We start from the raw sequence: 11,398 nt of genomic DNA on the forward strand, positions 1-11,398 counted from the left end.
ATAGGCAAAAGAGCACAATTGCCCTCTTAATAGGCTAAGTGTCGGGATTGCGCTCCCTCACGAGGCCCTCTTGGGCTGTAGAGGCGACCAGCTGCCCGTCTCGCGTGTAGAAGGCGCCTCGGCAAAAGGCACGGGCGGCCCCGGAATTGGGGCTGTCTTGGGCGTATAAGAGCCAGTCATCCGCTCGGAAGGGCCGATGAAACCAAAGGGCGTGATCGAGGCTGGCTAGCATCAGGCTCGGATCGAAGACAAATCGCCCGTGGGTAATGAGCGCCGTATCCAAAAGGGTAAAATCGGAGGCGTAGGCAAGGACGCATTGATGCAGGGCAGGATCGTCCGCCAGCGCACCCGTCGCGCGTATCCAGATGTATTGGCCCGTCTCCCGCGTTTGCGGCGATAGGTAGCGCGATAGGTCTACCGGCCGCATTTCGATTGGGCGTTCAGCTTGCCAGTACGCCTTGGCCGGGGGAGGGAGCCGATCCATCAACATCTCGGCCAATGACGCCTCACTCGGAACCTCTTCCGGGCCAGGCACATCCGGCATCGGCGTCTGGTGTTCGAGGCCTGGTTCCTCGCGGTGAAACGATGCCGACATGGAAAAGATCGGGTGCCCATGCTGTATCGCCACGACCCGTCGGGTCGAAAAGCTCTTGCCATCGCGGGTCCGTTCGACCTGGTAGATAATCGGTACCGTGGGATCGCCTGCGCGCAAGAAATAGGCGTGCAGCGAATGGGCCCCCCGATCTTCCACAGTACGCTGAGCCGCCACAAGGGCTTGACCGATGACTTGGCCGCCGAAGACCCGTTGCCATCCAACCTGCGGGCTCAAGCCGCGATAGAGATTGTGCTCCAAAGGCTCAAGGTCGAGAATCGACAGGAGTTGATCGACGGCAGCGCTCATAGGAATGTTCTCATTAGACCATAGGCATGGGCGATTTGCCCGGACCAAAGCCCATAGCAGACTGACCGCAGTCGCGAAACGGGGCTTGTCCGTCACACACCTTGCGGCAGAAGTTGAGGGTGCGCATGCAAGGTGTGGCGTGGCTGCCCCGCCTCGCTTATAGAGGGCGTGTGTTGCCGAGCGAGAGAACACAAAGCAGTTTCCGAATTGTCGTGGCTGGCGGAGGCTTCGTTGGCGGCGCGCTCGCACTCGCACTCGCACGCCTCGCCCCAAAGATTTGCCGCGTGACGCTGGTAGACTCTGTTCCGCCCAATGCGGAGCGCCCCCCTGATGGACGTGGGCTCGCACTTTCGCCCGCGTCTAGGAATCTGCTGAATGCGATCGGGCTGTGGCCTCAGTTGGAGCCGAGCGCGCAAGCAATGTCGGCGATTGAGATTACTGACAGCCCGCTCGACGCAACACTGCGTCCGAATCTACTGGGTTTCGCTGACGAGTCAGGGGGCGATGGCGTGAAGGCTTGGCTGGTTGAAGCGGGGGCACTTCTCGAGGCAATCGCGGGCGCTGTGCACGCAGATCCGGGTGTCGACTTCATAGCGCCCGATACGGTCCAACACTTCCAGACCGACGCCTATGGCGCAAGCGTACAAATGGGCAGTGGACGGACGTTGCGGGCGGCGCTGCTCGTCGCTGCCGACGGCAAGAAGTCCAAATTGCGAGAGCGCGCCGGGATCAAATGTATTGGTTGGTCGTATCCGCAAATGGGGATCGTGGCGAGCGTTGCCCATGAGCGACCACATAACGGACTTGCGGTTCAACACTTTTTGCCCTCAGGGCCCTTTGCCATACTGCCGATGAAGGGGAATCGCTCGTCGATTGTCTGGACCGAGGAAACCGATACCGCGAAACAGCTTGTTGCCGGGGACCAGGAAGTGTTCCTGTCCGAGCTTAGCCGTCGCTTTGGCTATCGCTTGGGCGCCATCTCGCTGGAGGGGACCCCTCGCGCCTTCCCACTCTCGTTCCAGATCGCTCGAGCCTTTGTCGGAGACCGGCTCGCTTTGATCGGCGATTCGGCCCACGTGGTGCACCCGCTTGCTGGCCAAGGCCTCAATATCGGGTTTCGCGATGTCGCGGCTCTCGTCGAATCAATTACCGACAGCGCCCGCTTGGGGCTCGACATCGGGTCGAAGACGTCGCTGGCTCGATATGAGCGCTGGCGTCGGTTCGATAGCGCGTTTTCCGGCGCGGTCATGGACGGCATGAATCGTTTGTTCTCAAACGACAGCGCGCCCCTTCGGGCAATCCGCGATGTTGGTATGGGGCTCGTCGACCGTGCGCCGAGCCTAAAACGATTCCTCATCCGAGAAGCGGCGGGCGCGACTGGTGACGTTCCGCGTTTGCTCAAGGACGAGGCTCTCTAGAGACGTGGCCAGCGATCGCACGCCCCCCGCCGACTTTGTCACCCGCTTTGCGCCATCGCCCACGGGCCTCTTGCACTTGGGTCATGCCTATTCGGCCTTTGAGGCCTGGGATGCCGCGAAGGCAGCAGGGGGAACCTGTGTTCTCCGCATCGAAGACACGGATAGATCGCGCGTTCGGCCTGAGTTCGAGACCGCGATCTATGAGGACTTATCCTGGCTTGGGCTCTCGTGGCCCGAGCCTGTTATGCGGCAATCCGAACGGCATGAGGCCTACGCGCATGCACTGAACCGTCTCGCAGACCTCGGCCTCACCTATCCGTGCCGTTGCACGCGAGCCGACGTCCGGGCGGCTCTCGCAGCACCGCAAGAAGACACTGGGCCCGTTCCGGGCACCCCCTCGGTCTACCCAGGAACATGCCGCCTGCGGCCCATGTCGGAAGCTGGTCCCGGCGATGCGATCCGGTTGAACATCGGTCGCGCATTGGAGCTGCTCCAGGACAAAGACTTGACCTGGCTTGAGACCGGGCCGCTCCACGCAGGGCGAAACGCCCCGGATCAAGAGTCAATGCTGCGCACGCTTGGCGACGTAGTGCTCGCTCGCAAGGATATTGAGACGGCCGCCTATCATCTTGCGGTCGTCGTCGACGACGCAGCGCAGGGCGTAACACACGTCGTACGGGGAGCGGATCTGATCGAGGTGACGCCCGTTCACCGCCTCCTACAGGCTTTGCTCAATCTGCCTGTGCCAGTCTGGCACCACCATGCGCTCGTGCGTGACGAAAACGGCAAGCGGCTGGCAAAGCGCGATGACGCGCGATCTATCCGGGCCTACCGGGAAGCTGGGCGTACACCTCGAGACGTACGAGAACTCTGCCTTGCACAGATAGTATGAGCCAACGGATACTTCGTGTATTCGCTATAGGTCGTCTAGCTTACGGGCTTCTTCCGGGAGCATAACCGGGATACCGTCGCGGATAGGGTAAGCGAGTCCGGCCGCACGGCTGATCAACTCCTGGCTCTCGGCATCGTAGTCCAGAGACGTCTTAGTCAGAGGGCAGACTAAAATCTCGAGAAGCTTAGGGTCGACGCCTCCCGCTTCCGCTTTTGATGTCCTCTCCGTATCGGTCATTGTAGCGACGTACCCGAGCTGTCGTTGCGAGCCGCCAGTTCCATCTCGGCGAGAGCAACCAGGGCTTCCGCGCGCTCTTTCAGGCTGCCGGCCTCGAGAAGCGCTTGCTTTTCTTCGGGGCCGTAAGGGGAAAGGATCGAGAGTGTGTTGACGAGCTGCTCGTTTGCCGCCTCGTTGATCCTCTCCCAATCTGCGTTCAGACCATTTGCTTCCAAGTAGCGTCGCAAGGTCGCGAGGAGACGCACACGATCTACCTCTTCCTCGCCGAGGTCTCGTATGAAGTCATCGGCATACAGACGAAAATCCGTCGCGAAGAGTCTGAATGGCGCATCGGAATCCACTTCGTCGCCAACTGAGAAACGCGATATGCCGGTAAGTGAGATAATGACAGGTCCGTCATCAGTCTCGTTGAAGGCCGTGATGCGGCCCAAACATCCAACTGGCCGGACAGGAAATGATTTTCCCTTCGGCGACTCGGCGGACTCGGCGTTACCAGCAGGTTGCACGACGCCCATCAGACGCTCATTGGCTAAGGCATAGTCGACCAGTGCCAGGTAGCGCGGTTCGAAAACGTTGAGAGTCAATGAGGCGCGGGGCAACAGGATCGCGCCGCGCAGTGGGAAGACCGGCAAGGCCGCGGGGAGATCTTCAGGGCTGTTGTAGAGATCGGTCATATGCTCTCGCCTCGTCGTTTCCGTCAGGCGAAGAGGAGCGAGGACAGTCTTTGCCGGCCCGACAGTGTTGCCGGATCCGTCGCACCCCAGACGTCAAAGAACTGGACAAGTTGCTTCCGAGCGGCGTCGTCGTTCCAGTTCCTGTCCTTGGCGACGATCGACAGAAGAGCTTCAAGAGCGCCTTCCCGGTCTCCGCTGGCGTTTAGGGCAATGGCAAGATCGAACTGCGCCTGCGGGTCGTCGGGCGACTGCGCCGCTTTCTCCCGAAGCGCGTCGGCATCCCCGGCGTCGTTTGATTTACGGGCGAGATCGAGCGCCGATCTAGCGGCGGCGATCGGAGCGCTGTCGGCCTTGTTCGGCGGTGCGAGGGCGAGCGTCTGTTCGGCCCGCTCAAGATCGCCCGTCTTCACGTAGCAGTTCGCAAGGCCTGCGAGCGCCTCCATATTCTCCGGCTCTTCCTGCAGGACCTGCCCGAAGATTTGTGCCGCGGCGTTTACGTCTCCCGCCTCAATAGCAGCTGCGGCGGTCTCAAGGTCAGCGCCGACTCCCACGGTCTCGCCGACAAGCCTGGCGATGAACGCATTGATCTGCGACTCAGGGAGCGCCCCCATAAAGCCATCGACCGGTCGGCCCTCCTTGAAGGCGAACACGGCAGGAATGGATTGAACGCCCATTTGGCCGGGGATCTCGGGGTGCTCGTCGATGTTGAGTTTGACTAGCGCGACCGCGCCCTTCGCGTCGCGCACGGCTTTCTCGAGGATCGGCGTCAGCTGCTTGCAAGGACCGCACCACGGTGCCCAGAAGTCGACGAGCACGGGCCGTTCTCGCGAAGCCTCGACTACATCGCGGACAAAATCCTGGGTCGTGGTGTTTTTTACGGTCTCCGAAGCGGGTGCGGCGTCGCTACCGGCTCCTATAATGGGGGTCTCAATACTCATTGCAAAATCCGGTTGGCCGCGACCTATGCGCGGCGACTAGCGGTTGTTTCCGCCTCAGTGGAAGATGGGCCGTCCTGTCGAGAATCGCAACCTCGCCGTCCTCTAAGGCCTTTTCTTCCGCGAGGCCGCTCACGACTCAAGCGGCAGTATTTCTGGCTGGTGTCCGCAGGCCTGTATGAAGCGCAGCAGGTCGGTCATTGCAAGCCGCGTTGTGGCGCGATTGTCCAAGGGATGACAATTCACCTCTGCGTGCGCTAAGAGCGCCTGGTCAACGACCACGGCGCTGAGCGCCACCGAGCCCGGATGCATCAGGGCAAGCGCCGTGACCGATCCAGGTTCAACGCCGAGCGTTGCCCTCATCTGCTCCGGCTTGCCAAAGCTGAAGCGGCCGAGCCCCAGCCTCTTTGCCAGGCCTTTCAGGTCCACTGTCGTATCTTCTTTCGCGACGACCAGGACAAGACGGTTGTTCTTGTCCCGCAAGAAGAGGTTCTTGGTGTGAGCCCCCGCAAGAGCTCCGCGGAGGGCCCGGGACTCTGCAACGGTGAACAGCGCTTTGTGCTCGACGGTCTCGGTGGCGATGCCGAGCTCATCCAGATACGCAAACAAATCTCTACGCTCTAAGCCCATTGCCTTTGACGCCCGGTTCCTTCAAGGGGAGCCCCTCACAGGGGTCCAAGACGGTTCGCACCCGGCACGCCAGGCCTCAGTAGACAGCCCGCTGGCGATGCACTAAAAGGCCTCGTTGTGCGCCGATACAGGCGGCAAATGATCACGCGAAGGCCTGGAATTCAAGCCTGAGCGGTTTTGGAGTGCGGGTGTAGCTCAGGGGTAGAGCACAACCTTGCCAAGGTTGGGGTCGTGGGTTCGAATCCCATCGCCCGCTCCAATATTTTCGGCAAGTACCTTATCGACTGATTGGGCGGCATGGCCTATGGCGCGGACACGTTAACGCGCAAAAGCGTGTCCGTTGGCGCGGACGCCGAAGCTAGAACCCGAAGCCGCGGCGGCGTTGTAAGGATCGGCGCGAAAAACGCGAGCGATTGCGGTACCGCTCCCGCGTGTACGTTGGCCGCTGCCGAACTGCCGAGCTGCGGCGTACGTTGCGCCGAGGTGAGACGCTGGCACGATGCACCTGCGGCTTGCTCGTATCCCAGACCAAGAAGTCCGCACCCTTCGGCAAAGCAGCCGAGTTGATAGCCGTGTCTGCCACGATCAGGGACGATCCCGGCGTGAGGCGCTCGGAAATCCGCTGGCGCACGTCGGCCGGAATGGAAATGCGATTGAGAACTGATTCCGCGTTCTCTTGGTCATTGAGGCTGATGGCGGTCCAGCTCGCCTTCGTTGCGCCGGGCTCGAAATGCATCGCTGTGAAGAGATGTGTGCCGAGGGGCTTATCCGGATCGCTGAAGCTGACCGGCGTTGAGAACACGCTGGCGAACTTCTGACGCACGAAGAGTTGGCCCTCCGACGGCTCCTTTTTGCCGGCGACTTCGTAGACCTTTTTGAAGACGTCGTCAGTGAGAGCACCGGTGACGGGCATGTCGTTGTCTCTCTGGAAGGCTTTGAGGGCGCCGATCGTTGCGCTCCCACGGGTGCCATCGAAGTTTTGCCGTGGCAGATAGCCCATGTCGGAGAGGATATATTGGAGGTCCACAGTGCGGTCGCGCGTCGTGCGGCGCGTCACCAAAATGCGGAGCGGTTCTTGAGAGATAGGTTCGGCGGCCTCAAAGGCAGCCGCTTTGGTTCCGGCCTTGAGACGCGTCGCCATGACCGATGGGCGCTCTAGGGGCCGCGGTGGGTGGGCGTTAACGCCGAGAACCGAGAGCGCTACGGCGACGGGCGGATTCGCCTTCGTCTCAAGCGTATCGGCGGAAATGGAGAAAGCCGGCTCGCGGGCCGCGTTGGCTTCCGGAGTCGCATCGCCGAGAATCTCTGAAACAGGATCCGCCTCGCCGGGCGCCGTATCAGGCGATGCGGCCTCTTGCTCTGGCTCCCGCGTGTCAGTCAAAGCCGCGATCGTCGCAGCGCTATCGTGCCTCGGTGCCAACCGGTCATGATCTTTGGGCGCCTCGCGGTCAATCAAGCGATCCTGGTTCTTCAGCGCGTCGCCTTGTGTCAAAGCGGCGACGATCTCCTCAGCAGATGGGTTCAATGCAACTGCATCCGCATCTCCCTCGAACGGCGCCGCGTCCGGGTCGATCGCGTGCCGCGTCGTGTCCTTTGGGCTGCGTATGACCTCGATGCCGTGCCGACGCGGGATCGAACCGGTGATCTCTGGGTCCGCCGCCAAGTTGGCCGAAGCAATGCCGCCGAGCGCTCTCGGCGTTGCGGCGTTTGATTTGGCGAGGATCACCGGTAGGCGGAAGGGCCTGGCTGGCGATGCGTCAATGTTGGACTTGCGCATGGGCTTGGCGGTCGGTGCATCTTGGGTCAGCAGCTCGGGCGGCATCGGCGGGGGGAGCGGCTGGAAGAGCGCGGGATGTGCGATCGGCTTCGGCGTGACCATGCTATGCGCCACAACGACCTGAGCGCCGACCTCGGTCATTTTGAAGAGCTTTGGTGCAAAGGAATAAGGCAGACGAATACAGCCGTGCGAAGCCGGATAGCCCGGTATCTGCCCCGCGTGCAGCGCCGTTCCGGTCCACGTGAGGCGCTGCATCCACGGCATGGGCGCGCCCGCGTACAGGTTCGAATAATGTCGGCGCCGTTTCTCGAGAATGCTGTAGACGCCAGCTTTCGTGGCGTAGCCGCGTTTTCCAGTCGAAACGGCCGTGCTCGTGACTACCGATGTCCCGCGATAGATCTTGGCCCGCTGGTTCGGCAGCGACACGATAATGGTCAATGGATCGTTGGGGTGGGCTGTTGCGCCATCCTCCGCCGCCAAGGGCGTCGCCAACAGACCAGCCGCGAGCAGTGCCACGCACGAAACGCCCGCCGATTTGATCAGAGTCCGCATTCTAGCGCCTGTTCGCCTTTTCCAGGTCTTACGCGCACGCAACACCGCAACCGTACTCATTGGAGCCCCCAAAACGACTCGCGAATCAGCCTAAAAGAGGCCTCGGAGTTTGACTAGCAAAGCCTTCCGATTAACTAACGCCCACCCAAGCGTGCGCCGCAAAAGGCTCTCACGGGGCCTTTTCGGAAAAAGCCCGCTTTTGCCGCGCTATTAGATCGGGTGTGCGCCGCAAAAAGGGAAGGCCTGTGGGCTGATCTTCAGCCGCCGAAAACGCAAAAAGTTCCAAGCTGTCTCATTCGCGCAACACCAACCGGAGGCCTTGCCCGAAGTCCGGTGGAATTTGTGAGCCAATGCGCTCCGGGCCGTGGTTGTCGCGATGGGTTCCCTCACCCCTGGGGCCCGCGCTTATTTGACGAGTAGATCCGCTAGCGCGGCAATGTTGTGCCCGTCAGTGTCGTCCGCATCGCTTGACAGGGCGATTGCCACGAGCCGCCCCGGTTGCTTTCGGAAAGCGCGCTGGAAGTCCACTGCTAGTGCCGCATCCTCCGCAAACCACTTTTCCGCCGGCGCGTCGGCTTGCCGCTTGAGAACCGCGCGTCCCCGTCCCTTGAAATAGGGGATTGTCTGGATCGTGCCGGGCTGTGCCGACCCGCCCCAGACATAGGTGAGGATGTCGGCGCGTCCAGACCGCAGCAGCGCCTTCAGGTCGGTCTGACCGGAAGCGTCTCCTGGATCGGCGAATGCGAAATAAAGAGCCAGAATTCTGTCGTCGCCCCCTTTGCGCGTGAGGTCGGTCGGCCCGACGCCCAACGCCTTGCGCCAACGCCACATGGCCGTTGTGGCACCTGCGGCGCTAGCTGGCATGGCGCGCCAGAGGAGGCCTGCGCCGCCAGCCGTCTCTATGCGAACGCCATCCTTGCCTTTTGCGGTAAACGTTGCCGCCGGCCGCCCCGGGAAACTAACAGCCTGCCAGCCAGACGCTGAGAGACTAGGTCCGAACGGGATGGCGAGCCCGCGCACCGCTGCGGCTTCACGCGCCAGTACTGTGCCTATAGGACTGACGAGAATGCCGCCCGTCAGCATTATGGCCGCCACGGCCATCAGAAAGAGTGCTTTCACCGTCACAGGAGCTGGGCGGCGTCGTCCGAGAGAGTGAGAAAAGCGAGGTCGCATGATGTTCCCTGCAAATAGTGCCATATGCGCCCGATAGTCCGCTCGCCACATTGCTGGTTCCAATGCACGCGATTCTCGCCGTAGTGTGCCGGCAAACGATCAGAGCGCCCCGAAAGTCCAAACCATAGTCGATGATGCCGTTCACCCGAGATGAACATGACGTGACTGCGGACGTTGAACACGACGCTCAGGTGGTTGCCCACAGCTCAAGCGACGGCACCCCGCCTCATGCCTCACCGGTAACGCTGATCGGTCCCCATACGGATCACTATGTCTGAGATCGCGAGACCAGCCGATCGGCGCGGTGTCGTGGGGTGGGCCCTCTTCGATTGGGCAACGCAGCCTTACTACACGCTCGTCGTCACGTTTCTGTTCGCACCGTATTTCGTGAATGGCTTTATGAGCGATCCTGCTGAAGCCCAGTCTCTTTGGGCCTTTGCGACGAGCGCCGCACAACTGGTTGCCGCCGTTCTTGCGCCTGTTCTGGGCGCTATTGCCGATGCTGGCTTACCTCGCAAGCCGTGGATCGGCGTGTTCTCCCTCATGCTCGTTATTGGCCTCGGCGGTTTGTGGTTCGCCGTGCCGGGTTCCACGTCTGCGATTCCGCTCGTGTTGTTGTCGTTTGGAGTTGCCACGCTTGGCGTTGAGCTCGCCACGCAGTTCAACAACGCGATGATGCCGGGCCTGGTCTCCCAACGACGCTTGGGGCGACTGTCCGGCCTTGCCTGGGCACTGGGATATGCGGGTGGGCTGGTGAGCTTGGCGCTCATGGCAGGCCTCCTCGTAACGAGCCCGGATACGGGCAAGACGCTTTTTGGCTTGAGCCCCATCGTGCCACTCGATAACGAGACGCGCGAGGGCGATCGGCTGGTCGGACCGTTTTCGGCGCTTTGGTACCTTGTATTTGTCCTACCGATGTTCCTTTTCACACCGGACCGCCATGCGGTTGCGGCCGCGCAAAATCCCGTGCGCGAAGGGGTACACCGGCTTCTAAAGTCGTTGCGGGAGTTACTGCGGGCCCATCGGAACGTTGCGCTGTTTCTGCTTGCGCGCATGCTTTACGCGGATGGGTGCGCCGCGGTCTTTTCGTTTGGGGCCATCTACGCGGCCAGCGTGTTCGGTTGGGGCGTTACAGAGCTCGGGCTCTTCGGCATTCTCCTGACAGTCGCCGCCCTTCTCGGCGCGTGTCTCGGTGGCCTCGTGGACGACCGCCTCGGCTCGAAAACGGTCATTGTTGTGGGGCTGCTGGTATTCATCGTGGGATCCATCGGCGTCTTGTCTATCGACTCGGTCGAGATCCTCTTCGTGGTGCCGGTGGCGGAGAAGAGTGCAGGCGGCGGTCTGTTCGCCTCATTCGGCGAGCAGGTGCTGCTTCTTTTTGCGCTGCTGATTGGCATTGCGCTCGGCCCGATCCAGGCCTCGAGCCGGACGCTGCTCGCACGCATTTGTCCGCCGGATCAGACCACCGAATTTTATGGTTTCTTTGCCTTCTCGGGAAAGGTCACGGCGTTCGCGGCGCCATTGGCAATTGGTATCGTGACAACGCTCACGGACAGCCAGCGCCTCGGAATTTCAGTGAGTCTGGTCTTTCTGATCGCCGGACTCGTCCTGCTACTTCCTGTCCGGCCTTCACGGTGAGCAAGCTGAGCGAGGCGTCACGCCAGGGACACGCCAATGCCTGATCCTCGCTAAGCGTTTGGCCGGATAGACGCGAGAGATGGAAATGCGCAGCTTTTCACGCTACGCTAATTGTAATGGCTTTCTTGAGTTTTGCACGCGATAGAAGGATCGGGGGGCGATCATGAAATACTTGGGTTTGGGTGGTGCTTTGCTGGCAGCGCTGATGCTAGCTGCTTGCGAGAGGCCAAAGGACGAGGCGGCCGATAAGGACGCGGCGCCTGCGGCCGTCGAAAGCGACGTCGCCAAGGAACCCGCCGCTGTGGAAGAGGTAACGACGGAAGAGACTATTGTGGTGCCGCCTACCGTGTCTGAGGATGCGCCGAAGGCACCCCACAAAGGCGAGCCGCCGTCACCGAACCAGCCGCAGCCGATTTATCCGGATAGCGCCGATACTGGCGATGCGCCCGCCGCCGTTGAGGAAACAGAGATGACAGAGGGCGTGATTTCCGTGCCGCCGACTGTCTCGGAGGATGCCCCGAAGGCACCCCACAAGGGTGAACCGCCGTCACCGAACCAGCCGCAGCCGGTT

At 61.5% G+C, this 11,398-nt stretch carries 10 protein-coding genes, 1 tRNA gene and 1 pseudogene; 5 read left to right on the forward strand and 7 right to left on the reverse strand.

The annotated features are described in order from the left end of the window. Positions 1-34: 34 nt before the first annotated feature. Positions 35-901 carry an acyl-CoA thioesterase II gene (gene tesB / locus AC33YF_RS10765; RefSeq protein WP_491777205.1) on the reverse strand — a complete coding sequence of 289 codons (867 nt, stop codon included), beginning with the start codon at positions 899-901 and terminating at the stop codon, positions 35-37. A 125-nt stretch (positions 902-1,026) separates the two neighbouring features. Between tesB and AC33YF_RS10770 the strand changes: the two genes are divergently transcribed. Next, positions 1,027-2,319 carry an FAD-dependent monooxygenase gene (locus AC33YF_RS10770; RefSeq protein ID WP_491777206.1) on the forward strand — a complete coding sequence of 431 codons (1,293 nt, stop codon included), beginning with the start codon at positions 1,027-1,029 and terminating at the stop codon, positions 2,317-2,319. A gap of 4 nt (positions 2,320-2,323) precedes the next feature. After that, complete coding sequence (gene gluQRS / locus AC33YF_RS10775) at positions 2,324-3,211, forward strand: tRNA glutamyl-Q(34) synthetase GluQRS (protein ID WP_491777207.1); 888 nt, start codon at positions 2,324-2,326, stop codon at positions 3,209-3,211. Between the two features lie 24 nt (positions 3,212-3,235). Here the strand turns inward: gluQRS and AC33YF_RS10780 are convergent, their stop codons facing one another. The 4 genes from AC33YF_RS10780 to AC33YF_RS10795 all read right to left on the reverse strand — a co-directional run bounded on the left by AC33YF_RS10780 (position 3,236) and on the right by AC33YF_RS10795 (position 5,687). Next, positions 3,236-3,448 carry a Trm112 family protein gene (locus AC33YF_RS10780; protein ID WP_491777208.1) on the reverse strand — a complete coding sequence of 71 codons (213 nt, stop codon included), beginning with the start codon at positions 3,446-3,448 and terminating at the stop codon, positions 3,236-3,238. Beyond that, complete coding sequence (locus AC33YF_RS10785; RefSeq protein WP_491777209.1) at positions 3,445-4,122, reverse strand: LON peptidase substrate-binding domain-containing protein; 678 nt, start codon at positions 4,120-4,122, stop codon at positions 3,445-3,447. The genes AC33YF_RS10780 and AC33YF_RS10785 overlap by 4 nt, the downstream gene beginning before the upstream one ends. A 23-nt stretch (positions 4,123-4,145) precedes the next feature. Continuing rightward, the gene (gene trxA, locus AC33YF_RS10790; RefSeq protein WP_491777210.1) at positions 4,146-5,060 is read right to left on the reverse strand and encodes a thioredoxin; all 915 of its coding nucleotides are present in this window, start codon (positions 5,058-5,060) and stop codon (positions 4,146-4,148) included. A gap of 129 nt (positions 5,061-5,189) precedes the next feature. Further along, positions 5,190-5,687: a prolyl-tRNA synthetase associated domain-containing protein gene (locus AC33YF_RS10795; RefSeq protein WP_491777211.1), complete on the reverse strand. Its 498-nt coding sequence runs from the start codon at positions 5,685-5,687 to the stop codon at positions 5,190-5,192. A 184-nt stretch (positions 5,688-5,871) separates the two neighbouring features. Between AC33YF_RS10795 and AC33YF_RS10800 the strand changes: the two genes are divergently transcribed. Further along, positions 5,872-5,946: transfer RNA gene (locus tag AC33YF_RS10800), tRNA-Gly, on the forward strand. 99 nt (positions 5,947-6,045) lie between these two features. Here AC33YF_RS10800 and AC33YF_RS10805 read toward each other — a convergent pair. Together AC33YF_RS10805 and AC33YF_RS10810 are read right to left on the reverse strand one after the other, a co-directional pair. Beyond that, positions 6,046-8,016: a L,D-transpeptidase family protein gene (locus AC33YF_RS10805; protein WP_491777212.1), complete on the reverse strand. Its 1,971-nt coding sequence runs from the start codon at positions 8,014-8,016 to the stop codon at positions 6,046-6,048. Between the two features lie 405 nt (positions 8,017-8,421). Then, positions 8,422-9,135 (reverse strand): DUF3047 domain-containing protein, encoded by a 714-nt coding sequence (locus AC33YF_RS10810; RefSeq protein ID WP_491777213.1) that lies wholly within the window; start codon positions 9,133-9,135, stop codon positions 8,422-8,424. A 324-nt stretch (positions 9,136-9,459) separates the two neighbouring features. On the opposite strand from AC33YF_RS10810, the gene AC33YF_RS10815 reads away from it, so the two are divergent. Together AC33YF_RS10815 and AC33YF_RS10820 are read left to right on the forward strand one after the other, a co-directional pair. Beyond that, entirely contained in the window at positions 9,460-10,827 is a 1,368-nt protein-coding gene (locus AC33YF_RS10815) for an MFS transporter (protein ID WP_491777214.1), read from the forward strand. A 163-nt stretch (positions 10,828-10,990) separates the two neighbouring features. Next, positions 10,991-11,398: pseudogene (locus AC33YF_RS10820) on the forward strand (hypothetical protein); the annotation flags it as partial.

The organism is Methyloceanibacter sp., assembly GCF_058506495.1.